Source organism: Streptomyces sp. NTH33, assembly GCF_003236365.1.
Classification (GTDB): Bacteria; Actinomycetota; Actinomycetes; order Streptomycetales; family Streptomycetaceae; genus Streptomyces.
The window spans coordinates 1-23,534 of record NZ_POTZ01000064.1; the positions used below are offsets into that span (position 1 = coordinate 1).

Genomic DNA, 23,534 nt, shown 5'->3' on the forward strand with positions numbered 1-23,534 from the left:
GGGCTGCACGCCGGTGGACCTGGGCAGCTGGGTGGAGCGCTGGCTCGGCGGGAGGCTCTGCGTCCGCTTCGACTGGTGACCGGACGGCAGGCAGCGCCCCCGTCGGTGGCGGCCGGTCCGCCCCGGGGGCCGCCGCCGGCGGCGCGCACCGCCCGCGCACGGCCGTCACCGCTGTCCGGCCTCGGCGGCGACGGCCGGGCCGGGCACCGAGGCGGCGGGGGCGGGGTCGTCCTCCTGGTCCTTGCGCCGGGGCCGCACCAGCAGGGCCAGACCGCACAGCAGCCCGCCCGCGCTCGCGCCCACCAGGGCGGTCACCCAGGCGGAGGCGGACGTCGGCTCGGTCGGCCTGACCGCCCGGGAGAACTGCACGAGCTGGACCTGGGTGCTGTCCTTGGCGGTGCCCGCCTGCCGGATCAGCGCCTGGGAGACGGCGTTGGCCATGTCCGCGGCCAGCACCGGACGCGAGGAGGTGGCCGACACGGCGACCATCGGAGCGTCCGGCGAGGTCGCCGCCTGCACGTTCCGCTGCAGGGTGCGCAGCGGCACGCCCGCCCTGTCCTGCGCGTCGACCAGCACCGCGAGCTGGGTGGCGACCCGGCCGTAGGCCTGCGCGAAGCCGAGGGCGGAGCCCGAGTCGGACTTCGCGGTCGGCACGGCGACGACATAGCTGGTGGCGGTGTATGTCGGGGGTGTCAGCACACCGTACGCGCCGCCGCACAGACCGCCGAGGACGGCGCCCGCCGCGAGCACGGACCAGGACGGCGGCCGCAGCCTCCTGAGACGGGCCAGGGACAGGCGGCGCTGACGGGTCGGGGTGTCGGTCATGAGGGGCTTGCTCCCAGGGATGAGACCAGAGGTGAGGGGGATGGCGACGAGCCGGCGACCGCTGCCGCGTACACGTCCATGAGCCGGGCCGCGCTGCGGGTGATGCTGTAGCGGTGCACGGCCTCGGGGGCCGTGCGCGGCCGGGGACCCGCCGCGCGGACCTCGGCGATCGCACGGGCGTACGCCTCGGGGCCGCCGCGCACACGGCGGGCGGCGGCCGGCGGCGGCAGGGCCTCGATGGCCGGGCAGGAGGCGTAGAGCACGGGCAGGCCGCAGGCCAGCGCCTCCACGGCGGCCAGACCGAACGCCTCCTCCGCGGACGGGGACGCGAGCAGGTCCATCGCACAGGTGAGCGAGGGCAGGTCGGGGCCGGAGGAGCCGTCGGGAAGGTAGGGACGTTCACCGGTGAACAGGACGCGTCCGGCCACACCGGCCTCGCGGGCCGTACGGCGCAGGGCCTGCTCCTCGGGGCCGCCGCCCACCAGCAGCAGCCGGCAGTCGTCCGGGAGCCGGGTGAGCGCGTGGACGAGGACGTCGAACCGCTTGCCCGGGGCGAGCCGGCCGATCCCGCCGACGACGTACGCGCCCTCGGGCAGGCCGAGGTGCTCGCGGGTGCGCTCGCGCCGTTGACGGTCGAAGCGGAAGCGGTCCAGGTCGATGCCGTTCGGGATGACCTCGATGCGGGGCGCGGGCACGCCCCAGTGCTTCAGCCGGTCGGCCACCGCCGGGGAGACGGCGACCGTCGCCGAGCCCAGGCGCTCACTGGCGAGGTACAGCGCGCGCACCCCCGCCGTCAGCCTGCGGCCCTCCATCTGCGAGTCGCCCAGGGAGTGTTCGGTGGCGACGACCGCGCGGACCCCGGCGAGGCGGGCGGCGAGCCGGCCGTGGACGCAGGCCCGGTACAGGTGGGTGTGCACCAGGTCGCAGCCGCTGGCGCGGATCAGCCGGACCAGGCGGGGGAGCGCGGCCAGGTCGCGGTTGCCGCCCATGCCCAGGTGGGTCACGCGGACGCCGTCGGCGGCCAGGCCCTCGGCGACCGCGCCGGGGTTGGTGAGCGTCACCACGTCGCAGTCGACGGGCAGGTGGCGCAGCAGCAGGCGCAGCTGCTGCTCGGCCCCGCCGACGCCGAGGCCGGTGATGATGTGCAGGGCCTTCATGTCACAGGCCCTCCACCGGACGCCGCCGCAGCCGGTGCAGCCGGTGCTTGAGGTACAGGCGCCAGGAGGTGTCGTCCTGGCCGACGTGCACGCGCGGCAGGGCGTGCGGGCCGGTGAGCGGGCCGGGGTCGATGGCGCAGGCGTAGGCGTAGCCCGCCTCCCGTACGGCGTCGACGGCGCGCGCGTCGATGGTGCCGTAGGGGTAGCAGAAGCCGTCGACGCGGACGCCGGTCAGCTCCTCGAGCAGCGCGCGGCTCTCGACGAGCTCGGTCTTGAGGGTGAGGTCGTCCGCCTTGGTCAGGTCGACGTGGGTCAGGCCGTGCGAGCCGATCTCCATGCCCTCGGCGGCCGCGCGCCGGATGCCGTCCGCGGTCAGCAGCGGCTTGCGCGGGCCGAGCGGGTCCCAGGCGTTGTCGCCGCCGAGCCGTCCGGGCAGGGCGAACAGGGTGGCGCGGCAGCCCCAGCGGCGCAGCAGCGGCAGGGCGCCGGTGACGAAGTCGGCGTACCCGTCGTCGAAGGTGAGCCCGACCAGGTCCCGACCCCCGCCCCGGGCGCGGGCGGCCAGCAGCTCGGCCACGGACACGCCCCGCAGCCCGCGCCGGCGCAGCCAGGCCAGCTGCAGGCCGAGCCGCTCGGGCGTGACCGTGATGCGGTACGGGTCGTCGGAGCAGTCGCCCACCGAGTGGTACATCGCCACCCACGGGAGCGGACCGGGACGCGGGACGGAGGGTCTGCCGGTGACGGGGAGGTCACCGGTGCCGGCGGAATCAACGGAAGCGGCCATGTGTGAGCCTTCGTGTGACGGTGCGTACGGAGCGGAGTGCGGAGGCGCAGCCCTGGTCGCCCAGGGCCCAGGCGAGCGGGAGGAAGACGGCGATCACGGTCAGGAAGCCGGCCGCCAGGCCCGTCACCGGGGAGTCCGGCCGGCTCGCCACGAACGCGCCGGCGACGGTGGCGACGATCGCGGCGCGCACGGGCCTGCTCAGCTCGGCCAGTACCTGCCGGACGCGGATCGAGAGACTGTGGGGGTCGCTCTGCCGGCCCGCGCGCAGACCGGCGAGCAGCACGGCGGCGGTGACGGTGATGCCGAGGGCGTTGGCGGCGGCGATGCCGGCCACGCCCCAGGGAGCCACGGTCGCGGCGCCGACCCAGGACGTCACGGCGATGCCGGCGGTCATCGCGCCGACCGGGTACCAGCTGGGCCGGCCTGCCGAGAAGTAGCCGCGCACCAGGGCGCCCACCAGGGTCTGGCCCAGCAGCCCGAGGGCGTACACCCGCATGACGTCCGCCGTGGCGGCGGTGTCGCTCGCGGTGAACGCGCCGCGTTGGAAGAGCAGTTCGGTGATCTGCGGAGCGCAGGCGACCACGGTGCACATGCCCAGCAGGACCAGGCAGGAGGCCAGTGCGAGATCCCGCTCCACCCGGCTGCGGGCGCGTTCGGTGTCGCCCTCGGCCAGGGCCCGGGAGACCACCGGGAAGGTGACGGTGCACAGCATCAGCGACAGCGTCATCGGGATCTGGGCGACCTTCTGCGCGTAGTTCAGGTGCGAGATGGCCCCGGCGGGCAGGGTGGAGGCGAGGAAGCGTTCGACGAGGACCTGCGACTGGCGGCACAGGGCGAACAGGAGGACGGCGGCGACCAGGGCGGCCTGCACCGGCCGCGGCTCGATCTCCTCGCCGGCCGGACGGGGCGCGGGCTTGCGCGACGTCAGCTGCCGCCACAGCGAGGGGACCTGCACCGCCACCATCAGAAGGCCGCCCGCCGCGACCCCGACCGCCGCGGAGCGCACGCCCCAGCGCGCGCCGAACAGGAACATCGCGGCGACGATGCCGGTGTTGTAGGCGACGTAGATCGCCGCGGGCGCGAAGAAGCGGCGGTGCGCGCGCAGGGCGGCGCTGCAGTACCCGGCGAGCCCGAAGGCCAGCACGCAGGTCGCGGTGAGCCGGGTGCAGTCGGCGGCGAGGCGGGGGTCGGGCAGGCCGGGCGCCAGGACCCGCACCAGGTAGGGAGCCCCGCCGGCGACCAGCGCGGCCACCGCGGCCAGGGCCAGGCACAGCCGGGGCAGGGTCGAGGCCACCAGGGCCCGGACCGGGTCCCCGGCCGCGCCCCGGGAGCGGCGGGCCAGCGCCAGGCTGAACGCCGGGATCAGCACCAGCGCCAGCCCGTCCTCGATGAGGAGGGTGGCGGCGAACTCCGGCACGGTCCACGCCACCAGGAAGGCGTCGGTGTCGCTGCCGGCGCCGAACAGCCGCGCCAGCGCCTGGTCGCGCACCAGGCCGAGCAGGGAGCCGGCGATGGACAGCGACGCCGTGACGAGGGTGGCCCGGGCGAGGAACTTCCGGGACGCCGAGGTCGCCTCGGCTCCCTCCGCGGCCGTGGCGGCGGCACGCGCCGGGGGTACGGTCGCCGCGCCGCCGGTCGTGGGTCCGGGGGTGTGCGAGGGACTCACCGTCATCGGGTCACGACCTCCTCGGCGCGCTCCGGCGTCCCGCTCGGCGGCACGGTGTCCCCGCGCTCCCCGCCGGCCAGCGCCCACCACGCCACCAGCCCCAGGGCCATGCCGGTCAGCACGGTCGAGGGGCCGCCGATGTCCCCGTAGGCGAAGTCGGTCAGCAGCCACAGCAGCAGTCCGCAGGCGACGAGCGCGCAGTCGGGCACCGGCCCGCGCCCGCGCGAGCGCCACAGCCCGCGCAGCGCGCACACCAGCAGCGCCAGCCAGCTCCCGACGAGCCCGAGCAGCCCGACCAGGCCCTGCTCGCTCAGCACCAGCAGGTACATGTTGTGCGGCGACAGCAGCGCCTGCCGCTGGTACGCCGCCCCGGCGCCCGCGATCTCGGCGCCCGACGACAGCGCCAGGGTGGCGTGCCCGTCGCGGTGCTGGGGGAATCCCTTCAGCCCGACGCCGGTCAGCGGGTGCTCGCGCCAGATGCCGGTGGCGGACGCCCACAGGGTGTACCGGTCGACCACGGACTGGTCGGGGGCGTCGGCGACCCGCGCGATGGAGTCGATCCGCTCCTGCAGCAGCGCCGTACCGACACCGGCCCCGCCCACCAGGATCACGCCCGCCGCGGCGAGAGCGGCGCCCGCCTTCAGCGCGCGCCGCGCCCCGGCCAGCACCAGCTGCACCGCGCACGTCAGGGCGGTGGCGATCCAGGCGCCCCGGCTGAAGGACAGCGCGAGCGGCAGCAGCAGGACCAGCGCGCAGCCGGCGGCGGCCGCCCGCTGCCGCACCGGTGCCCGGCCCAGCGCGATGCCGACCGCGCACACCAGGCCGAGCGCGACCACGCTCGCCATGCCCATCACGTCGTGCGCTCCGAAGGTGCCGACCGCCCGGATCTCCTGGCCCTGGTAGGAGGCGCCGGTCCCGGTGACGTACTGGTGCACGCCGAGGGCCCCCTGCCACAGCGCGAGTCCCACGAACGACCAGGCCAGCAGCCGGAAGTCGGCCCGGCCGCGGATCAGCAGCAGTACCGCGGTCGGGACGAGCACGAAGATCTGCAGATAGCGGCCGAGGCCGTCGAACCCGGCCGCGGTCGAGGACGCCCCCATGGCGGCGAGCGCGAGCCCCGCCACCGGCAGGCCCAGCACCACGGCCGCCCCGGGGGACAGCGGGCGCCGCCGGTCGCGCACCAGACGGACCAGGCAGTACACCACCATCAGTCCGGAGACCACGTCGGCGGGGCCCGCGCCGGCCGGTGTCACCGGCAGGGCCAGCAGGGCGAGCACGGCCACCGCGGGCAGGACGGGCGGCAGCCCGGTGACCCGGCGCCAGGGCGCCGTCAGGGCGAGGCTCACGTCGCTCAGCTCCCCGTGGGACGTACCAACGCGGCCGCCGTGCGCAGCAGGATGCAGACGTCCTGCCACAGCGACCAGTCGTCGATGTAGGCGTTGTCGAACCGGCTGCGGTCCTCGATCGAGGTGTCACCGCGCAGCCCGTGGACCTGGGCGAGGCCGGTGAGCCCGACCCGCATCCGGTGGCGGGTCGCGTAGCCGGGGTAGGTCTGGCTGAACTGCGCGACGAAGTAAGGCCGTTCGGGACGCGGTCCGACCAGGCTCATGTCGCCCCGCAGCACGTTCCACAGCTGGAGCAGCTCGTCCAGCGAGGTGCGCCGCAGCATCCGGCAGAACCCGCGCATCTCGTTCTCGTTCGCCACGCTCCACCGGGTCGCCGACTCGTGCTCGTCGACCGGGCGGTGGGTACGGAACTTCAGCAGCGTGAACGGCCTTCCGTTCTTGCCGATGCGCTCCTGACGGAACACCACACCCGGCCCGTCACTGATCCGCAGCGCCACCGCACACGCCAGCAGCAGCGGGCCGGCCAGCAGCAGCAGCGTCCCCGACACCAGGATGTCGAGCATCCGCCGGCCCACGGCCTCGCGGCGCGCCGGGGACATGTCCAGGCGCCGGCAGGGGAACCCGGCCAGCCGCTGCCTCGCCGCGTACGACGGGCAGTGCGGGTCGATCTCCCACACCGCGCAGCCCGACGCGGCCAACGACCGCAGCAGCGGCTCCTGTTCGGCGCGTACGGAGGGCTGGACGGCCAGCACCGCCCGCACCCCGTTCTGGATGACCGCGCGCTTGACCTCCTCGTCGGTCGTCAGCACCGGCAGGCCCTCCGTGCCGTCCGGCTGTTCGGCGACGATCCCCACCGGCCGTACACCGCACCGGGGGTGACGCAGCAGGGCGGCGGCCACGCGCTGCCCGGTGGCCACCGGGCCGACCAGGAGCGCGGTGTGCGGGTGGCGCAGCAGCGCGGCGCGCCGCCGCATGTGCACGACGCCGCGCAGCGCGCAGCCCGCCGCGGCCTGCAGAACGAGGCCCGTCAGCACGGTGCGCAGGGACAGGGGGTGCTCCGGCCGGTACGCCGCCGCCAGCGCCGCGAGCGCCAGCCAGGCCACCGCGACGCGCCCCCACACGGCGGGCAGTTCCTCCAGCAGCGCCGGCACCGGCGGCCTGCCGTCGCGTGGGCGCAGCAGCAGCGACGCCACGACGAGCAGGGCGACGGCCAGCGGATGGCGCTCGGCCTCGGACAGCGCCAGGACGCCCAGCAGGGCGGCGACACCGTCCGCGACGAGCAGCGGCACCGGTGAGGCCGGCCGTGCCGGGGGCCGCGCGGGGGGGAACGGGAAACCGGTGGCGGTGCCGCGCGGCGGCATGACCGAGACCGGTGAGGACGGGTGTTCTCGTGGGGGTACGCCGGGTGAGGGGACGGTGGATTCCGCGGTCACGAGTGCTTCGACTCCCTGTGCTCGGTGGGCTGGACACGCTGTGCCGCCTGGTTCGCCCCGGCGTCACAGCCTGGGTCGAGCGGCCGGCCGTGCTCAGCGTCGCGAACCCTCGCGCGCCCGGCCGCTCCGGACAGAGCCGCCCCTTCGGCGGCGGGCCATGGACCGAGCAGGTCGCGGTAGACGTCCGAGACCTGCTCGGCGGTGTTCCGCACGTCGTGGGTGGCCAGCACGTGCCGACGGGCCAGGCCGCCGAGCGAGGCGCGCAGCGGCGGGTCGAGCAGCAGCCCGGTGAGGGCTCCCGCCAGCACCGCCGGGTTCTCCGGCGGGACCAGGCACCGGTCGGTGAAGGAGGACGGCAGGCTCTCGCGGGCACCGTCGACGTCCGTGACCACCACGGGCCGCCCGCAGGCCATGGCCTCCAGCGGGGCCAGCGCCATGCCCTCCCAGCGGGACGGCAGGACCACGAGGTCGGCTGCCCGGTACCAGGGGCGGGCGTCGGCGACGGCTCCCGCGAACAGCACGGAGGGCGGGGCCAGTTCGCGGAGCCGGTCGTCGTCCGGTCCGTCGCCGACCAGGGCGAGGCGGGCGCCGGGCACCTCGCGCACGACGGCGTCCCAGGCCCGCAGCAGCACGTCCTGCCCCTTCTGCCGGCACAGCCGCCCCACGCAGACCACGAGCGGGGCCGCCGGGTCGAGCCCGGCGAGCGGCGCGAGCCCGGCCCGCGCGGGGCCGGGCCCGGCCGGGTGGAAGTGCTCGAGGTCGATGCCGTTGGGCACGACGGTGAACCGCGCGTCGATCCCGGCACGCACGCCGGTGGCCCGCTCCGCCTCGCTCACGCACACCACCCGCGCGGCCCAGCGCGCCCCCCACCGCTCCCACCGGAGCGCGAGAGCCGCGGTGGTCCCGCCGACCGCCTCGAACGACCAGGCGTGCGGCTGGAAGACCGTCGGGATCCGCCCGCGCACCGCGAGCCGCCCGGCGAGCCCGGCCTTCGCGCTGTGCGCGTGCACCAGATCGGGGCGCACCTCGTCGATCAGCCGCGCGACGTGCCGTGCCTCCCGCGCCAGCGACGGACCCGGCGACCGCGTCGCCTCCCAGCGCCGTACGTCCGCGCCGAGCGCCCGCAGCCGCGCGGTGAGCGCGCTGTCGGGGCAGGCCGCGGTCACGTCCAGGCCGGCCGCCGACTGGGCGCGGACCAGGTCCGCCACCACGCGGGCGACCCCGCCGTCCACGGGCTGGGTGAGGTGCAGAACCCGCGGCGGGGAGCCGGTGGGGGAGAGGTTCATGGGTGCCGTTTCCTCGCTGACGAAGGCGCTCGGGGCGGGGGGTGACGTGTTCACCGCTGGGCGTCGACGGCGGCGAAGAGCACACCGGCCCACGCCGTGTCCCGCTGGGACCGCAGCCTGAACGTCGCCTCGTCACCGGCGCGTCGCAGGCGTCCGGCGAGGTCGAACACGTCGGAGTCGTAGCCGAGGGTGTTGGCGTACGCCGGCACACGCGCGGTGGGAGCCGCCTCGGGGTCGCTGATGGTGGAGTTCAGGACGTCGTTCGCGGGGTTGGCGGGGTTCGAGAGGTCGGCGGACCCGTTCTGGTCGGCCGTCAGGGTGAAGGAGTCGCCGGTGGTGCCGCGGTCGCCGTTGTACGCCACCAGCCCGGCGACGCCTCCCGCGCCCGCCGGGAAACGCAGGCCGCGCAGCCGCATCTCCTGCGCCCCGCGGGACTTCAGCGGCGCGAAGCCGTCCCAGAGCGCGATGGTGCGCAGCGGCTCCGCCGGGTTCTCGTACGCCACCACCAGCGTCCAGCCGCCCCACGCCCCGGCCGCCGACTTCCCGGCCGCCACGTTGACCTGCGCCACGGTGTACAGGCCCGGACCGCTCTCCTGCACCTGCCTCGTCACGTCGGCCGAGGCCTGGAAGGCGTCGGCGCCGTCCGCCACGCGGTGTCCGACGACCGTGTCGGCGAGGAGTTCCTTGTACGCCCCGCCGGGTTCGGCGAACAGCACGCGTCCGTTGTCCTCCGGCGGCTTCTGTTCGCCCACGCGCAGGTTGCCGCCCCAGTACAGGCGCGCGTACGTCACCCGGGAGCCGGCGGGCAGGCGGACCTCCGCGCGGGAGGAGTTGTAGGTGTTCGCGTCGTCGTCGACGTCGACGTAGAACATGTCGAAGTCGCCGTTCACCCCCCGCGCGCCCCTCTGCACGTCCCCGCACGAGGGCGCTCCCGGGGTGGCGCGGCAGGTGATGGAGACGTTGGCCGCGCGCACGATGCCGCCGTGCTGGAGCGCGTGGTACCGCCGGCCGAACGTGATGCCGGACGCCTCCGGCGCGGCCGGCGCGGCGGCCGGGGAGCCGCCGGGCACCCACAGTGCGGCGAGGGCGACGGTGCCCACCGTCGCACGGCGAAGCAGCGGACCCAGGGAATGGCGCATGACCGTCGTGGCCCTTTCGGAAAGCAGGTGGCGGTGTCAGGCAGCGGCACCCGTGCGGTGCGTCCGCCTGGAGAGACCTGTCGGAAGGTGTGCAACAGTAGTCATCAATCAGGGGAAATCTGGCGAACTCCTACTAAAAGCGACAAATGTGTCGGAATCGTGAAAGCTCTCGCTCTTCCGGGGATCACCTCATCGGGGGCGCACCTCGGGCAGGTGCCGCGCGTTGACACAGAGCCGGGCATCCCGCCTTGGGCGTCAGGGAGTCAACTCCAAGGAGCACCTCTCCACGTCGCGTATCACCAAGGGCCTGGTCCTCACCCCCGTCGCCGCGGCGGCCTCCGCCGGCAGCGCCGGCGTCGCCTCCGCCGGCGGCCGCGCCAAGGGGGCCGCCACCCACTCTCCGGGCGTGCTGTCGGGCAACGTCGTCCGGATCCCGATCCACGTTCCGATCAACGTCTGCGGCAACACCACCCGCGGGATCGGTCTGCTGAACCCGGCGTTCGGCAACACCTGCGTCAACCACTGACGCCGTGCCCGTCCTTCGATCCGGCCGCCCTCCCCGCCAGGGGGGCGGCCGGTGTCGTTCCCCCCGGGCGGGGTCCGGTGCGTCCGGTCCGCGTACCGTCTCATCAGGCAGGACGGGGCAACCGGGGGAAAAGGGGGAGAGCCACAGGGGCGCATGATCGGTTGCGGGCGGCCAGGGGTGCTTCCACGGTGGGCTCAGGATCCGACGCCCATCGAAAGGAATCCCCATGCGTGTTCTGCCCGCACGGCGCATCGCGTCCGGTGCGCTGTGCGCCGCCCTCCTGGTCGGAATCGCGGGGCCCGTCGCCATGGCGGCCGACCCGGCCCGCGAGCGCGGCCACGCGGCGTCGCCCGACGCGCCGCTTCCCAGCGCCGGCGCGCTGCGCGCGCAGGCCAGGGAACTCCGAACCGCCGGCAGCGACCTCACCCCGGTCGCCGATCTGCTGAACGCCGCGCTCGAGGAGGACGGCGGCCGGCTGTCCGCGGCCAGGGCCAGGAAGCTGGGCGACGCCGCCAAGCGCGCGCTGGCCAAGTCGCCGAAGACATCCAGGACCTCCAAGAGGCCCGAGACATCCAGGACGTCCAAGGCTCCGGCAGCCTCGGCCGCGCCGAAGGCATCGCACGCGACGGCCGAGCGACGCGCCGCCGATGTCACCGACGACACGCTGGACGCCATGGAGAAGGACATCGACAGCCTGGTGGAGTCGATCGTCTCCGACGACGTCGACCAGGTGCTCGCGTACGTCGACGACCTGCTGGCCCACGTGCACGACTTCGTCACCGCCGCGCCGACCGACAACACCCTGCCGGAACCGTCCAGTACGCCGACGGCCACGCCGGAGGCCGGGGCGCCGGCCACCACGCTCCCCGCGATCGCCCTGCCACCGGAGGAGTGAGCGCCGTTCTCGTACGAGAACTCGTATGAGGACTCGCGAATCTTCGGTGCCTTGGGTTTCCACCTCGGCCGGGGCTCGTTGGACACGGCGACACAACTCCCTCCGGCGACCCGCGTCGCCGAAGAAAGGAACACGATGAAGTCCCTGAAGGCTGCTGCCGTCGTTGCCGGATCCCTGGTCGCCGCCGGCGCCGCCGCGCCCGCGTTCGCCGGCACCAGTGGCCCCCTGGACCTGAAGCCCCTGAAGGTCGAGTCGGCCGACATGCTCAACACCGAGAGCAAGGGCTCGGCGCTCCACACGGTGAAGGACACCACGACCGAGTTGAACGACCACAAGGCGCTGCTCGGCGGTCTGCCGCTGAAGCACTGAGACCACGTCGTCAGTCGTACGGAGCCGGCCCTCGACGGACCACGGGGGCCGGCTCACGTCTTCCTCGTTCCGCCGCCGTGGGACGTGTGCGGACCTGTTCGTGGGGAGAGCCCCGGCGCCTGGAATCCGCCGGAGTGCGCCGGGGCTCCTTCGTGGAGAAGGCCGTCGACGGCCTGGTGCAGTCGATCACCTTCGGCTCCGACGACATCGACCAGGTGCTGTCTTCGGTCGCCGACCTACTGACCGACGCGATCGACTTCCCCACCACGCCGACCGACGGCGAGCTGTCGACGGCGACGCCGTCCGCCATGCCGGCACAACCCGGTACGGCCGCGTCGACGTCGGTGCCCGAGGTGCCGGCCGTCACGCTCCCGGCGATCACGCTGCCGGCGTCGGTGCTGCTGCCGGCCTCGTGAGCGGCACCACGACCGTTGCCGTTCCTCTCCTTCACCCGCTCCCTTCCGGCCCTGTTGTGTCCCGGGGCCCGGTCGTTCGGGGATCTCATATGAGGAGTCGCGATCTTCGGCGGACCCGGTTTCCGCTCCGGCCGGAGCTCGTTAGGCAGGGCGAGACAAGCCCCCGCCGGCAACCTGGGGTTGCCGATGAAAGGAACACGATGAAGTCCCTGAAGGCTGCCGCCGTCGTTGCCGGGTCCCTGATCGCCGCCGGCGTCGGCGCGCCCGCGTTCGCCGCCCCCGTCGCGCAGAGCGCGCCCGACGTCCAGAGTGCTCCGGTGATGCAGAGCGCCCCAATGGTCCAGAATGCCCCGGCGGCGCAGGGTGCTCCGGTGATGCAGGGTGCTCCGATGGCCCAGGGTGCTCCGATGGCTCAGAGTGCTCCGGTGATGCAGAGCGCCCCGATGGTCCAGAATGCCCCGGCGGCGCAGGGTGCTCCGGTGATGCAGGGTGCTCCGATGGCCCAGGGTGCTCCGGTGGCTCAGAGTGCTCCGATGGCGCAGGGTGCTCCGGTGATGCAGGGTGCTCCGATGGCCCAGGGTGCTCCGGTGATGCAGGGTGCTCCGATGGCTCAGAGCGCCCCGGCGATGCAGAGCGCCCCGGTGATGCAGGGTGCTCCGGTGGCTCAGAGCGCCCCGGTGATGCAGAGTGCTCCGGTGGCCCAGAGTGCCCCGGTGGCCCAGAGCGCCCCGGAGGCCCTGCACGGCCCCGACCTGGCGACCAGCGACTTCAGCGGCGGCCTGACCACCAGGATCCCCTTCGCCGTGAACGGCCGCAGCTCGCTGATCCCCACGGCGAAGGACGCCGCGGCCGCGGTGAACGACATCAAGCCGGTGCACGGCAACTTCACGCTGTAGGGCGGGGATTCCCACCGCACGGAGAAACGGCCCTCGGACTCCGCCGAGGGCCGTTTCTCCGTGCGCACGATCACTTCTCCGGCCGCGCGGTGGTGACCGCGCGCGGCGTTCGGCGGTCATGGCCACGGACAACCGAACCGAACGAGGAGTGGAGCATGGTCGTCAGCGGCTGCGGAGCACCGGCGGGTGCCGAGAAGAAAGCCCCGAGCCCGATACGCCCGGACCCGGCGGGCAGAACCCGGCGGGATACGGCGCGAGGTCTGCTCGCCTGCGCGTTCGTCGCCGCACTGGCCCCGGCGGTCGCCGCCTCCCGGCTCTCGCGCTCGGGCCCCGCACCCGGGGAGGCCCGTGACGGCACCGCCTTCGACCGGACCTGCCGCGGCCGCTGCATTCGGGGCGTGCGAACTCCCGCCCGCGGCACGGCCGAGGACGACCGGTGGGACGTAACCGTGGACGGCCGCCCACTGCACCTGTGCGCCGCGCCGATGGCACCTGGCTGAGCATGGTCGACTGCGCGACCCGGCTCAGGGCCCGGCGGGCGCGGCACGCCGTCCCATGGGGACCGCCATGGCGTAACGACCACCTCCGTGCCCTGGACCGCCGACCTCCTCGGTGGCAACGGGCGCCGCGGAGGTCGGCGGTGACGACCGGTCCGTTCGCCTGTTCCGAGGGCGACTGGGCCATCAAGGGGGCGTGGTCGACGGGGAGTTCCTCACCAGGGACCTCGGCCGCAGCCGCGGCCCGATCGACCTGCCCATGAAGGACGAGCTGGAGTCGGCCCTGAAGGACCCCGCCTACGACGTGGCACCCTGGGACCCGGCGACGGGCAGCACAACCGGATCGTGGCCCGGCACCGGAAACTGCCGCTGTGGGACGTGACTCCGGACGAACTGGAGGACGTCGGCCGGACCCACCGGTACGCATGAGCTGACGTGTGCTCACACAGGACAAGAGCCCCGACGCTGGATCGCGTCGGGGCTCTTGCGCCGGCTCGGCAGATGTCAGTGGCCGTGACCGTGGCCGTGACCGTGCTTCTTGTGGTGGACGCCGTTCTTGCAGACGTTGCCGACGGCCGGATTGAGAAGGCCAACCACGTTGACGGTGTTGCCGCACACGTTGATCGGCGCGTGAATCGGTACCTGGACCACATTGCCGGACGCCAGGCCGGGCGAGCCGATGGCCGCGCCCTCGGCACCGGCCCCCGCCGCGGCGAGACCGGCCCCACCGAGGACGACAGCGCCCGTGCCGAGTGCGACGATCCCCGCCTTCGCGATGAGAGACATCATCTTCTCCTTATGACTTGGCAAGGCGGCAGCATCAGGCGCCACCGCACTCCCTCCTCAACGCGACGATCCGGCACTGGTTACGGCGTATGTCCTCGTATCACCCCTGGGCGGGCACTTCAGCGGACGAGTGCGGCTTCTGCTCCTGGCCGCCCGTCGTCATCGGAGTGCCGTCCACGTCCGTACTGACTTCGCATCAGGACGTATTTCTTCAGGAAACATGCTCAATCGTGCGTTTCGCGTGGAAAGCGCACGAAAGATCCTCTACGTTGAGAGCCGTCGGTGACCAGAGCGTCACGGACGGTGTCAGCACAAGAAACGGAGAGGTAATGCGCAAGTTCCAGAAGGCCGCAGTCGTCGTGGCCATGCTCGGCAGTGTCAGCTTCCTCGGCGCGGGCGTCAGCCACGCCGGCGGCGAGGAGGGGAAGTTCAGGCTGGACAACAAGCAGAACCAGATGTGCTCGGCGGACGAGTCGGACAAGACGGGTGCCGGCCTGATCGACCGCAACCACATCCCGGTGAACCTCCTTGGTCTGCAGCACAACGACCACAGTGAGCACCGCTCCGTGATCTGCAACCAGCTCTTCAGCATCGGTCGCTGATCGCCGATCAGCTGATCCGGGCAGGCCCCGGGGTTCGGGCGCATCGCTCCAACTCCGGGGCTCACCCTTTGGCTTCAGCGAGTGCTGACGCCTCCGGCGGCCGGTGCGCGACGGCGGGTGCGACTGCGCGGACCCGTCGCCCGATGTGTGCAGGGAAGCGCCGGGTGCTGCGATTTTTCGAGTCGCAAGCCCGGGCGTTTCTCCCGTCGAAAGACGCAACCATCACCTAGAGTCTGCAACTGTCAGTAACCGGTCCATTGCGGACTGTGTTGACACGAGAAACGGAGAGGTAATGCGCAAGTTCCAGAAGGCCGCAGTCGTCGTGGCCATGCTCGGCAGTGTCAGCTTCCTCGGCGCGGGCGTCAGCCACGCCGACGGCGACGACGCGAAGTTCCGGCTGGACAACAAGCAGAACCAGTCGTGTTCGGCGGACGAGTCGGACATGACTGGTTTCAGCCTGCTCGGCCGCAACCACATCCCGGTGAACATCCTTGGTCTGCAGCACAACGACCACAGCAAGCGCACGTCGGTGACCTGCAACCAGCTCTTCACCATCGGTCGCTGATCGCCGATCAGCTGATCTGAGCAGGCCCCGGGACTCGCGCCAGGCGTCCGAGTCCCGGGGCCTGCTGCTTGGTCTTGGCCTCCTCGCGCCGGCCGGGCGCCCGGCGCGTGCATAAAAGCGTCCGATTGTACCGTTCTGGCGAAATCACTCCCTTGAGTGTTTCGTTTACCGAATGCCGCAAAGGTCCCCTACAGTTGCCAACTGTCGGTTGTCGGCTCGTTACGAGCTGTGTCAACTCAAGAAGGAGAAGTCATGCGCAAGTACCAGAGGGCGGCTGTCGCCGTGGCCATGCTCGGCGGCGTCAGCTTCCTGGGCGCCGGCGTCGGCCACGCTGTGGACGGTGACGCGAAGGCGGTCGACCTCAAGCAGAACCAGACGTGCTCGGCGAACAGGACGGCCTGGGGGCTCATCAACATCGACCGCCTCAACCTCGCCATCAACATCCTGGGCCTGCAGACCAACGACCAGAGCCAGCGCACGTCGGTGAACTGCACGCAGGCTGTCCCTGTCGGCAACTGATCACTCGCCGGGTGATCTAGGCAGCCCTCGAGTCCCGACCGGTGTCGAGTCCCGGCAACGGGGGCCGACTGTAAAGGAAAAGGCAGATGCTCAACTCGAAGAAGATCGCGGCGGCGGCAGCGGGTGTCCTGGGAGGCTTCGTCCTCATCGGCGCCGGTGCCGTTCAGTCCTTCGCCGGCGGCAACGCCGGCAAGTGCACCGACGACGGCATGGGCAACCGGCGCTGCGTGCAGGTGAGCGAGTACCAGATCACCACCGACAAGCGCGGGAACGTCACCGTCATCAACCATTCCACGCAGAGCTGCCCTGCTGCGGGCGGTGGGATCACGTGTGTCAGTGGCGCCTCCGTCCCCGGCAGGCAGTCCTGACGGCCACCGAAGCAGTCGCGGCGCCCGGGTCCACCTCGGCACCCGTCGCGTAAACCCGGCCCCGCGGACGGGAAATGGCCGGGACCCGCTATCGGGTCCCGGCCATGTGACGTATGCGCTCAGTGGCGCCGTGGCGCGGGAACGGGGTCCGCGCACAGCGATTCGACGACGTTGCAGTACGGCAGGTCGTCGATGGGGCGGTCGGTGCAGAAGCGGCCGATCAGGTCGGCGGTCTCCTGCGTGCGTTCGACGGTGACCAGGTGGTCGGCTTCCTTGATCGTCGTGAACCGTGCCGAGGGCATCGCCGCGGCGACCTCGCGGCCCATCTGCGGGGTGCACAGGGTGTCGTACTCCCCGGTGAACACCAGGGACGGCACGTCCGGTACGGGCAGGGGCTCGTAACAACCGTGCGTGGTCAGCCTGGTGTTGTGCTCGAGCGCCTTCCTGAGCTCGTCCGGCGTCTGGTTCATGAACTGCCGGTGCAGCAGGCGTGCCACGGCCGCGTGCCTGCGGACCTGGCCGGCGCCGGGGTTCGACATGAACATCTGCACCAGCCCCTCGGCGGCCTGCGCGATCTCGCCGCGTTCCAGCGCGCGCGACAGGCGCGGTACGGCGTCGACGTAGCTCCCGGGGAGACGCTTGGCGGCGCCGCAGAAGACGATGCGGCTGACGAAATCGGGATACAGCTGGGCGAAGCGAAGAGCGACGACTTCGCCGAAGCAGCCGCCGAAGAGGTTCACCCGCGGCGCCTCGATCTCCACCAGCATGTGCCGGACCGCGGCGGCGAGGAAGTCGATGCCGTAGTGCGCGGGCAGGAAGTCCGAGGAGCCGTAACCGGGAAGATCCACGGTGATCAGCGTGCACAGCGGAGCCAGCCACTTCTCGTGCCCCTGCCATGAGTATCTGTTCTGGGAAGAGCCGCCGAGCAGCACCAACGGATCAGTGTGGGGGGCGGGTTGGGGGATGATGCGGCACTCGTACGCGAAACCCTCGAAAACGAGGCTCCGTTCCTCGGCGGTGGTGACGGCAGTGCGCATGGATGACTCCGGGAAAGGGGGGGAATGGTGACCAATCACCCCATGATTACCAGAAATTCCACTAGGCGGACGTAACCACTCATTTGTGGGCGATCCTGAGGAGATTCCGTGGATTGCGCGGCTCCCGGAGAACGGCCGCCGCCGTCAGTCCAGTTGCCGGTACAGCCGCAGCGCGAGGTGGAGGGGCAGGGCGCGGGGTGTGCCGGTGGGGTCGCCGCCGAGGACGTCGAAGGCCCGCTCGAGACGGGCGTACAGCGACTGGCGCTGGAGGTGCAACTCGGCCGCGGTACGGGTCTTGTTGCAGCCCGTGGCGAAGTACGCCTCCAGTGTGGCGAGCAGCGGCCGGCGCTGGTGCTCGCGCAGGGCGAGCACCATGCCGAGCTGCTCCTGCACCAGCCGTTCGACCGCCGCCCGCGCGTCGTCGCCGCCCATCAGCCGCTCGACGCTCCACTCCGTCGTGTCGACGACCAGTCCCGCCGGGGCCCCGGTGAACCGCAGCCCCAGGCACTCCACGGCCGCGCCCAGCGAGGCCGGGGCGCCGGCGAGCGAGGGCAGCACCGGGCCGACCGTCACAGTGACGTCCCGGCCCGCGTTCCACTCCCGCAGCCCGTGCAGCACCTCGGCGCGGACGAGCGCCGCACGGCGCCGGTCCCGCAGCGAGACCAGGGCGTGCAGCTCCAGCGGCGCGGGCACCGCGACCGCGGTCAGGCCGTGCCGCCGCAGCACGCCGTCGAGCCGGGTGAGGTCGGGAGCGCCGGTCGCCGCCCGGGCGGCGAGGCCGAGCACCGGGGCGTCCGCCTCGAAGCCCACCGCCGGACCCAGCTGACGGATGCGCGCCGGGGTCGTTCCGCAGGCCGCGAGCCGGACCAGCTCGGCGGCGGCGAAGTCCCGGGCGCTCGGCGGGCGGGAGCGCAGCAGCGCCAGCTGCAGCGCCTCCGCCGCCCGCTCCTGGGCCAGCCGCAGGGCCTCCTCGTCGGGCTCGGCCGCCGCGGTCGCCGGGTACATGACCAGGGTGGCGATGTGCGCGCCCCGTACGGTGATGTGCGCGCCCACGCTGCCGAGGGGCCCCGGCACGTCCGGGATCCGGCCCGTCTCGTCCGGCTCCTGTCCGGTCTCGTCGGGGGACCGGGAGGCGATGACCGCGCCCGCCCGGTCGAAGAGGACCGCCACCGTGCCGGTGTGGCGGACCAGCTCCTCCAGGACCTCCCGCACGCCCCCGCCGTCGGCGAGGATGCCGGAGAGCCGGTGGGCCAGCTCACCGGCGTCCCGTAGCCGGGTCACCGACGCGTTGACAAGTGCGCTGTTGACCGCCTCGGCCACCGCGACGAACGGCACCACCCGGCGCAGCTCGACCACCGGGAAGTCCAGCGCCTCGGCCTCCTCCAGCAGCGGGGCGGGCAGGCCGGGCCCGTGCGGCCCGGCCTCGATGGCGACCCCGGCCACCGCGCGCGCGGCCAGGTCGCGGACGTAGTGACGCTGTTCCTCCGCAGTGGCGGCGGCCAGCGCGGTGCCCCCGGTGAGCAGCAGTTCGCCGCCGCGCAGCAGCGGCGCGATGTCGATCACCTCGCTGGAGTGGATCCACCGTACGGGCCTGGTCAGACCGTGTGTCCCGGTGCGCAGCAGCGGGCGCGCCGGGGCGAGGCTGGGGTGTTCGAGAACATGGGCCAACGTCATCTGCATGACAGAACGGTAGCCAAAGTCTTCGGTATGTATGACATTCCGTCGCTTGTTGCATGTGAGGTGGCCGCTGACCATGGACGGAGACGCAGGCCGTCCACCGAGAGGTCACCTCATGTCAGCCTCGCCGCCCACCGCCGCGCCCGGACCTGATGCCGCCCACCAGGTCGAGCAGACTCTGCAGCCCATCCCCGAATCCCACCGCACCCACAGCGTGTCCGGACAGTTCTGGATCTGGTGCGGTGCCAACATCGCTCCGATCAACTGGGTGCTCGGCGCCCTCGGCATCAACCTGGGTCTCGGCCTGGCCGACACCATCTCCGTACTGGTCGCCGGCAACCTCGTCGGCATGGGCCTGTTCGGGCTCTTCGTCCTGCTCGGCCAGAAGACCGGCGTGACCGGCATGGTGCTGGGTCGCGCTCCCTTCGGCCGGCGCGGCGGCTACATCCCGGCCGGCATCCAGGGGCTGCTCGCCATCGGCTGGTGCGCGGTCAACACCTGGATCATCCTCGACCTGGTCATGGCGCTCCTCGGCAAGCTGGGCCTGGTCGACCCGCACGCCGCCAACGTCGGCTGGCGGATCCTGGTCGCCGCCGTGATCATGGCGATTCAGGTGGTCATCTCCTGGATCGGGTACCGGGCCATCTCCGCCTTCGAACGCTGGACCGTGCCGCCCACCATCGTGGTGCTGCTGGTGATGTCGGTGGCCGCCTGGTTCTTCCTGCACATCGACTGGTCGTACGCCGGACCACCCGGCAAGGTGCTCACCGGCGCCGAGCGGTGGGCGGCGATGACCTCGGTGATGACCGCCATCGGCATCGGCTGGGGCATCACCTGGTTCACCTACGCGGCCGACTACTCCCGGTTCGTCAGCAAGGCGATGCCCCGCCGCAGGCTCTACCTGGCCAGCACCCTCGGGCAGTTCCTCCCCGTGGTGTGGCTGGGGGTCCTCGGGGCGACCCTGGCCACCAAGAACGGCACGGTCGACCCCGGCCGCCTGATCGTCGACAACTTCGGTGCGCTCGCGATCCCCGTACTGCTGCTGGTGCTGCACGGCCCGATCGCGACCAACATCCTCAACATCTACACTTTCTCGGTGGCCTCCCAGGCCCTGGACATCCGGCTGAACCGGCGGGTGCTCAGCGCCCTGGTCGGCGCGCTCGCCATGGTGATGGTCGTCTTCCTCATCTACCAGCAGAACTTCGCCAACGTGCTGGACACCTGGCTGGTCGGGCTGGTCGCCTGGGTCGCGGCCTGGGGCGGCATCATGCTCGTCCACTACTACCGCGTCGAACGCGACCAGGTCTCCGTCGAGCGGCTCTTCGACCCCGTCGGCACCTCCCGGCTGCCCGACTTCAACTGGGCGGGCCTCACCGCCTTCGGCGGCGGCATCGCGGCGACCTGGCTGTTCATGCACGGGGTGATCCCGCTCTTCCAGGGCCCGATCGCCACCGCCCTGGGCGGCTTCGACCTGTCGTGGCTGGCCGGCGGCATCACCAGCGCCGCGGTGTACGCGGTGCTCGGGCCGCGGGTGGCGCGACGGACCCTGCCGAACCTGCCTTCACCCGCGCCGGACGGCGCCGCCGCCCCGGTCCGGCCGAGCGCCGTCTGACCCTCTTCGCCCGAACCCCCGGACCGTACCGCCGTATCGCGCACTGAACCGGACCGTACCGCGCACTGAAAGGGACCCCCGTGCACTATCCCTGGCCCGACGGCTGCCGTGCCGCCGCCTCCTTCACCTTCGACGTCGACGCCGAGTCCTGCGTCCTGGCCCACGACCCCACGGCCTCCTCCCGGATGTCGCTGATGTCGCACCAGGCGTACGGTCCGAGAGTCGGTGTGCCCCGGCTGCTGCGCGTGCTGCGCCGCCGGGGGATCACCGCCACCTTCTTCGTCCCCGGGTTCACCGCCGACTGCTACCCGGACACCGTGCGCCGGATCGTGGACGAGGGCCACGAGGTGGCCCACCACGGCTACCTGCACGAGCGGATGCAGGGCCTGGACCGCAAGGAGGAGGCGGAGACCCTGGACCGCGGCCTGGAGGCGCTGGACCGGCTCGGCGTACGCCCCACCGGTTACCGCGCTCCCTGGTGGGAGACCAACTGGCACACCCCCGACCTGCTGATCGAGCGCGGCTTCACCTACGACTCCAGCCTCCTCGACGGCGACGTGCCCTACCGGCTGACGGGGGAGCGGTCGGAGGGCTCGCTGGTGGAGATCCCGGTCGACTGGGGTCTGGACGACTGGGAGCAGTACGCCTTCTACCCGGGCTGGACGGGCAGCGGGGTCATCGAGAGCCCGCGCAAGGCGCACGAGATGTGGCTCCTGGAGGCTCAGGCCCACCACGCCGAGGGCGGCTGCTTCGTCCTGACCAACCACCCGTTCCTGTCCGGCCGCCCCTCCCGCGCCGCGGCCCTGGAGCGGCTGATGGAGGACGTCCAGTCCCTGGACGGCATGTGGGTGGCCCCCCTCGGCGAGATAGCGGCCCACGCCGCGTCGGTCCTGACCGAGATCCGCCGGCCGCGCCGCATCGAGGCCCTCAAGGGGGCGTAGGCCCGGAGGACATCACACGGGACGGGGCACGCCGGGTGCGAACGGAGCACCGGCCGTGACCCGTCCCGTGTGTGCCTGCGTCTCGCGGGCCGGGGCGGGACCGAGGCGGTCCTTTCGTCGCCGGTGCCGTCAGGCCGTCGGCGCGGGGCGGCGGCCGCCCAGGCGGGCGGTCACCTGGTCGGCGGCCTCGCGCACCGTGTCGGCGACGAGGGGGAGGTGTTCGGCGGAGACGCGGAAGCGGGGGGCGGAGACCAGGACCGCGGCGACCGTCTCGCCGCGGTGGTCGAAGACCGGGGCGGCGACGCCCACCTCCTCCAGCGAGGTCTCCCCGTAGTTGACGGCGTAGCCGCGCCCGGCGGTCTCCGCGAGGCGGGCGAGGTACGCGTCGAGCGACGCGTCGCCGAACCCGGGGTGGACCACGGCCCCGCTCTCGAGCAGGGCGCGCACGCGCTCCGGGGGCAGCTCGCTGAGGAACACCTGCACCGAGGAGCTCGCCGCCGTGCGGTAGCGCGTGCCCAGGGGCGTGCTGTGCTTGACCTCGTGCCGGCTCGCCACCTGCTCCACGCAGACCGCCTCCGCGCCGTTCCACACCAGCAGCGCCGCGGTCTCGCCGGTGCGGTGACTCAGCTCCTGCAGCACCGGGTACGCCGCCCGCCGCACATCGAGGTCGGCCAGCAGCGGGCCCGCCATGGCGATCACGCCGAGGCCCAGCCGGAACCGCCGCGAGCCCGGGTCCCGTTCGACCAGGCCGTCCTGCTCCAGGGTGGCGAGGATGCGGGAGACGGTGGACTTGTGCAGTCCGACCCGGGCGGCGATCTCGGTGACGCCGAGCTCGGGCTCGTCGACGCTGAAGGTGCGCAGCACGCCTATGCCGTTGCGCAGTACGGTCATGCCGCGGCCGGAGCCGTTCGCGGCGCCCTCGGGGCTCTCTTCCGTCGTGTTGACTGCCATGGTGCGGTCCATGATGCCCTACCTCCTCCCGCCCCGGGCGAGGCCGTCCTCAAGGGTCCCGGGGCGGCAGGCGCGGAACGCGCCGGCCGCCATCAGGGCGAGCGCCACCAGCAGCAGTCCGAACGGCGCCCCCCAGCCTCCGGTGGCGTCGTGCAGCAGCCCGAACAGCAGCGGGCCCAGGCAGGCCAGCGTGTAGCCGACGCCCTGGACGAACCCGGAGAGCCGTGCGGCGCCCCGCGCGGTGCGGGTGCGCACCCCGATGAGCGTGAGCGACATCGCGAAGGTGGTGGGCCCGACGCCCACCAGGAACACCCACAGCACCGGCACCGTCGCGGGCGCGAGGTACAGCCCCGTGTAGCCGGCCAGGTAGCACAGCACGCAGACCACGACCACGGGGAACGGGTTGCGCAGCCGCGTGCACAGCACCGGGGCGACCAGCGCCGAGACGATGCCGATGGCCGAGAACAGCGCGACCATGGCGCCGCCGAACCCGGCGCTCGCCCCGGCGTCGGCGAGGATCTGGGGAAGCCAGGTGAACAGGGCGTACGTGCTCAGCGAGGTCGTACCGATCATGACGGCGAGGCTCCAGGCGAGCGGTGAACGCCAGATCGGGGCGGTGAACACCGCCTCGCTCCCGCCGCTCACCGCGCCGCCCTCGGCAGGGGGAACGCGCCGGGCCGACGGCAGCAGCCAGGGCACCGCCGCCGCGAAGGCGAGCAGCGCCCACATACCCACCGACACCCGCCAGCCGTGGGCCTGCGCCACCGGCACCGCGGTGAGCGGCGGGATCGTGGTGCCGAGCTGCACACAGGCGATGTAGACCGCGCTCAGCGTACCGACCCGGTCGGGGAAGTGACGCTTGACCAGGGGCGGCAGCACCACGTTGCCGACTCCCATGGCGGCCAGCGGCACCGCGGAGAGCAGCAGCAGCGCCGTCGTGGTGGGGGCGGCGGCCCGGGCGAGCGTGCCGGCGCCGGTGACCAGCATGGCGCCGAGCGCGACCCGCTCCAGGCCGAACCGGGCCACCAGCGGTGGGGTCGCCAGGCCGAACAGCGCGAACATCGCGGTCGGCAGCATCCCGAGCGTCCCCGCGGCGAGCGGACCGAACCCGAGGGCGGCGCCCACGGTGCCGAGCAGCGGCGTGATGGCGGTGACCGCCGCACGCAGCGTCAGCGCCGCGAGGACGATCCCGGCCAGCGCGGTGAGGCGGCCGGCCCATGAACGCCGGGGGGTGCCGGGGC

General features: G+C 73.0%; 25 protein-coding genes and 1 pseudogene. 13 read left to right on the forward strand and 13 right to left on the reverse strand.

All coding sequences use genetic code 11. From position 1 onward, the window contains the following. Nucleotides 1-165: 165 nt before the first annotated feature. The 8 genes from C1I97_RS09295 to C1I97_RS09330 are packed head-to-tail and all read right to left on the reverse strand — an operon-like array spanning nt 166 to nt 9,636. On the reverse strand, nt 166-825 hold the full coding sequence (locus C1I97_RS09295) for a lipopolysaccharide biosynthesis protein (RefSeq protein WP_111002750.1): 660 nt from the start codon (nt 823-825) through the stop codon (nt 166-168). Continuing rightward, nucleotides 822-1,982 carry a glycosyltransferase gene (locus tag C1I97_RS09300; RefSeq protein ID WP_111002751.1) on the reverse strand — a complete coding sequence of 387 codons (1,161 nt, stop codon included), beginning with the start codon at nt 1,980-1,982 and terminating at the stop codon, nt 822-824. The genes C1I97_RS09295 and C1I97_RS09300 overlap by 4 nt, the downstream gene beginning before the upstream one ends. Before the next feature lies 1 nt (nt 1,983). Continuing rightward, complete coding sequence (locus tag C1I97_RS09305) at nt 1,984-2,766, reverse strand: polysaccharide deacetylase family protein (protein WP_111002752.1); 783 nt, start codon at nt 2,764-2,766, stop codon at nt 1,984-1,986. Then, nucleotides 2,750-4,438 carry a murein biosynthesis integral membrane protein MurJ gene (gene murJ / locus C1I97_RS09310; protein ID WP_111002753.1) on the reverse strand — a complete coding sequence of 563 codons (1,689 nt, stop codon included), beginning with the start codon at nt 4,436-4,438 and terminating at the stop codon, nt 2,750-2,752. The genes C1I97_RS09305 and murJ overlap by 17 nt, the downstream gene beginning before the upstream one ends. Next, nucleotides 4,435-5,778 (reverse strand): O-antigen ligase family protein, encoded by a 1,344-nt coding sequence (locus tag C1I97_RS09315; RefSeq protein WP_111002754.1) that lies wholly within the window; start codon nt 5,776-5,778, stop codon nt 4,435-4,437. Before C1I97_RS09315 ends, murJ begins: the two co-directional genes overlap by 4 nt. Before the next feature lie 5 nt (nt 5,779-5,783). Continuing rightward, nucleotides 5,784-7,211 (reverse strand): exopolysaccharide biosynthesis polyprenyl glycosylphosphotransferase, encoded by a 1,428-nt coding sequence (locus C1I97_RS09320; RefSeq protein WP_111002755.1) that lies wholly within the window; start codon nt 7,209-7,211, stop codon nt 5,784-5,786. Then, entirely contained in the window at nt 7,208-8,497 is a 1,290-nt protein-coding gene (locus tag C1I97_RS09325; protein WP_111002756.1) for a glycosyltransferase family 4 protein, read from the reverse strand. The genes C1I97_RS09320 and C1I97_RS09325 overlap by 4 nt, the downstream gene beginning before the upstream one ends. A gap of 50 nt (nt 8,498-8,547) precedes the next feature. After that, nucleotides 8,548-9,636: a DUF3344 domain-containing protein gene (locus tag C1I97_RS09330; RefSeq protein WP_111002757.1), complete on the reverse strand. Its 1,089-nt coding sequence runs from the start codon at nt 9,634-9,636 to the stop codon at nt 8,548-8,550. A 295-nt stretch (nt 9,637-9,931) separates the two neighbouring features. Between C1I97_RS09330 and C1I97_RS09335 the strand changes: the two genes are divergently transcribed. The 7 genes and pseudogenes from C1I97_RS09335 to C1I97_RS09365 all read left to right on the forward strand — a co-directional run. Then, nucleotides 9,932-10,162: a chaplin gene (locus tag C1I97_RS09335; RefSeq protein WP_309147787.1), complete on the forward strand. Its 231-nt coding sequence runs from the start codon at nt 9,932-9,934 to the stop codon at nt 10,160-10,162. Between the two features lie 226 nt (nt 10,163-10,388). Then, entirely contained in the window at nt 10,389-11,057 is a 669-nt protein-coding gene (locus tag C1I97_RS09340) for a hypothetical protein (protein WP_111002759.1), read from the forward strand. A gap of 135 nt (nt 11,058-11,192) precedes the next feature. Next, a complete protein-coding gene (locus C1I97_RS09345; RefSeq protein ID WP_111002760.1) occupies nt 11,193-11,426 on the forward strand; it encodes a hypothetical protein in 234 nt (77 codons plus the stop codon). A gap of 86 nt (nt 11,427-11,512) precedes the next feature. Further along, nucleotides 11,513-11,842, forward strand: a complete 330-nt coding sequence (locus C1I97_RS09350) for a hypothetical protein (RefSeq protein WP_146608182.1) — start codon at nt 11,513-11,515, stop codon at nt 11,840-11,842. Nucleotides 11,843-12,042: 200 nt separating this feature from the next. Continuing rightward, entirely contained in the window at nt 12,043-12,738 is a 696-nt protein-coding gene (locus C1I97_RS09355) for a hypothetical protein (protein ID WP_111002762.1), read from the forward strand. 155 nt (nt 12,739-12,893) lie between these two features. After that, entirely contained in the window at nt 12,894-13,238 is a 345-nt protein-coding gene (locus tag C1I97_RS09360) for a tyrosinase family oxidase copper chaperone (protein WP_258382494.1), read from the forward strand. Between the two features lie 75 nt (nt 13,239-13,313). Then, nucleotides 13,314-13,664, forward strand: a pseudogene (locus tag C1I97_RS09365) (hypothetical protein); the annotation flags it as partial. 75 nt (nt 13,665-13,739) lie between these two features. On the opposite strand, the gene C1I97_RS09370 reads toward C1I97_RS09365, so the two are convergent. Further along, the gene (locus C1I97_RS09370) at nt 13,740-14,021 is read right to left on the reverse strand and encodes a chaplin (RefSeq protein WP_111002763.1); all 282 of its coding nucleotides are present in this window, start codon (nt 14,019-14,021) and stop codon (nt 13,740-13,742) included. A 329-nt stretch (nt 14,022-14,350) separates the two neighbouring features. On the opposite strand from C1I97_RS09370, the gene C1I97_RS09375 reads away from it, so the two are divergent. The 4 genes from C1I97_RS09375 (at nt 14,351) to C1I97_RS09390 (ending at nt 16,075) form a co-directional block, all read left to right on the forward strand. Then, nucleotides 14,351-14,623 carry a hypothetical protein gene (locus C1I97_RS09375; protein WP_111002764.1) on the forward strand — a complete coding sequence of 91 codons (273 nt, stop codon included), beginning with the start codon at nt 14,351-14,353 and terminating at the stop codon, nt 14,621-14,623. A gap of 292 nt (nt 14,624-14,915) precedes the next feature. Next, the gene (locus C1I97_RS09380) at nt 14,916-15,188 is read left to right on the forward strand and encodes a hypothetical protein (RefSeq protein WP_111002765.1); all 273 of its coding nucleotides are present in this window, start codon (nt 14,916-14,918) and stop codon (nt 15,186-15,188) included. Nucleotides 15,189-15,440: 252 nt separating this feature from the next. Continuing rightward, nucleotides 15,441-15,707: a hypothetical protein gene (locus tag C1I97_RS09385; protein ID WP_111002766.1), complete on the forward strand. Its 267-nt coding sequence runs from the start codon at nt 15,441-15,443 to the stop codon at nt 15,705-15,707. Between the two features lie 86 nt (nt 15,708-15,793). Next, complete coding sequence (locus tag C1I97_RS09390) at nt 15,794-16,075, forward strand: hypothetical protein (RefSeq protein WP_111002767.1); 282 nt, start codon at nt 15,794-15,796, stop codon at nt 16,073-16,075. 119 nt (nt 16,076-16,194) lie between these two features. Here C1I97_RS09390 and C1I97_RS09395 read toward each other — a convergent pair whose 3' ends face one another. Further along, a complete protein-coding gene (locus C1I97_RS09395; protein WP_111002768.1) occupies nt 16,195-17,112 on the reverse strand; it encodes an alpha/beta fold hydrolase in 918 nt (305 codons plus the stop codon). A gap of 144 nt (nt 17,113-17,256) precedes the next feature. Then, nucleotides 17,257-18,792 (reverse strand): PucR family transcriptional regulator, encoded by a 1,536-nt coding sequence (locus tag C1I97_RS09400; protein ID WP_181446652.1) that lies wholly within the window; start codon nt 18,790-18,792, stop codon nt 17,257-17,259. 112 nt (nt 18,793-18,904) lie between these two features. Here C1I97_RS09400 and C1I97_RS09405 point away from each other — a divergent pair, with 112 nt between their 5' ends. Together C1I97_RS09405 and C1I97_RS09410 are read left to right on the forward strand one after the other, a co-directional pair. Then, nucleotides 18,905-20,401 carry a purine-cytosine permease family protein gene (locus C1I97_RS09405; protein WP_111002770.1) on the forward strand — a complete coding sequence of 499 codons (1,497 nt, stop codon included), beginning with the start codon at nt 18,905-18,907 and terminating at the stop codon, nt 20,399-20,401. Nucleotides 20,402-20,481: 80 nt separating this feature from the next. Beyond that, nucleotides 20,482-21,342, forward strand: coding sequence for a polysaccharide deacetylase family protein (locus tag C1I97_RS09410; RefSeq protein ID WP_111002771.1), 861 nt, complete (start codon nt 20,482-20,484; stop codon nt 21,340-21,342). Between the two features lie 129 nt (nt 21,343-21,471). On the opposite strand, the gene C1I97_RS09415 is transcribed toward C1I97_RS09410, so the two are convergent. Beyond that, nucleotides 21,472-22,305, reverse strand: a complete 834-nt coding sequence (locus C1I97_RS09415) for an IclR family transcriptional regulator (RefSeq protein ID WP_220040815.1) — start codon at nt 22,303-22,305, stop codon at nt 21,472-21,474. A gap of 6 nt (nt 22,306-22,311) precedes the next feature. Beyond that, on the reverse strand, nt 22,312-23,534 hold a 1,223-nt coding region (locus C1I97_RS09420), incomplete at its 5' end, for an MFS transporter (protein WP_220040816.1).

Bases quoted from the DNA above. Each gene is read 5' to 3' on its own strand.
- C1I97_RS09370 (WP_111002763.1), bottom strand. From the start codon at position 14,021: ATGTCTCTCATCGCGAAGGCGGGGATCGTCGCACTCGGCACGGGCGCT.
- murJ (WP_111002753.1), bottom strand. From the start codon at position 4,438: ATGACGGTGAGTCCCTCGCACACCCCCGGACCCACGACCGGCGGCGCG.
- C1I97_RS09360 (WP_258382494.1), top strand. From the start codon at position 12,894: ATGGTCGTCAGCGGCTGCGGAGCACCGGCGGGTGCCGAGAAGAAAGCC.
- C1I97_RS09355 (WP_111002762.1), top strand. From the start codon at position 12,043: ATGAAGTCCCTGAAGGCTGCCGCCGTCGTTGCCGGGTCCCTGATCGCC.
- C1I97_RS09375 (WP_111002764.1), top strand. From the start codon at position 14,351: ATGCGCAAGTTCCAGAAGGCCGCAGTCGTCGTGGCCATGCTCGGCAGT.
- C1I97_RS09300 (WP_111002751.1), bottom strand. From the start codon at position 1,982: ATGAAGGCCCTGCACATCATCACCGGCCTCGGCGTCGGCGGGGCCGAG.
- C1I97_RS09415 (WP_220040815.1), bottom strand. From the start codon at position 22,305: ATGGACCGCACCATGGCAGTCAACACGACGGAAGAGAGCCCCGAGGGC.
- C1I97_RS09305 (WP_111002752.1), bottom strand. From the start codon at position 2,766: ATGGCCGCTTCCGTTGATTCCGCCGGCACCGGTGACCTCCCCGTCACC.
- C1I97_RS09390 (WP_111002767.1), top strand. From the start codon at position 15,794: ATGCTCAACTCGAAGAAGATCGCGGCGGCGGCAGCGGGTGTCCTGGGA.
- C1I97_RS09385 (WP_111002766.1), top strand. From the start codon at position 15,441: ATGCGCAAGTACCAGAGGGCGGCTGTCGCCGTGGCCATGCTCGGCGGC.
- C1I97_RS09330 (WP_111002757.1), bottom strand. From the start codon at position 9,636: ATGCGCCATTCCCTGGGTCCGCTGCTTCGCCGTGCGACGGTGGGCACC.
- C1I97_RS09400 (WP_181446652.1), bottom strand. From the start codon at position 18,792: ATGCAGATGACGTTGGCCCATGTTCTCGAACACCCCAGCCTCGCCCCG.
- C1I97_RS09325 (WP_111002756.1), bottom strand. From the start codon at position 8,497: ATGAACCTCTCCCCCACCGGCTCCCCGCCGCGGGTTCTGCACCTCACC.
- C1I97_RS09405 (WP_111002770.1), top strand. From the start codon at position 18,905: ATGTCAGCCTCGCCGCCCACCGCCGCGCCCGGACCTGATGCCGCCCAC.
- C1I97_RS09345 (WP_111002760.1), top strand. From the start codon at position 11,193: ATGAAGTCCCTGAAGGCTGCTGCCGTCGTTGCCGGATCCCTGGTCGCC.
- C1I97_RS09340 (WP_111002759.1), top strand. From the start codon at position 10,389: ATGCGTGTTCTGCCCGCACGGCGCATCGCGTCCGGTGCGCTGTGCGCC.
- C1I97_RS09295 (WP_111002750.1), bottom strand. From the start codon at position 825: ATGACCGACACCCCGACCCGTCAGCGCCGCCTGTCCCTGGCCCGTCTC.
- C1I97_RS09380 (WP_111002765.1), top strand. From the start codon at position 14,916: ATGCGCAAGTTCCAGAAGGCCGCAGTCGTCGTGGCCATGCTCGGCAGT.
- C1I97_RS09395 (WP_111002768.1), bottom strand. From the start codon at position 17,112: ATGCGCACTGCCGTCACCACCGCCGAGGAACGGAGCCTCGTTTTCGAG.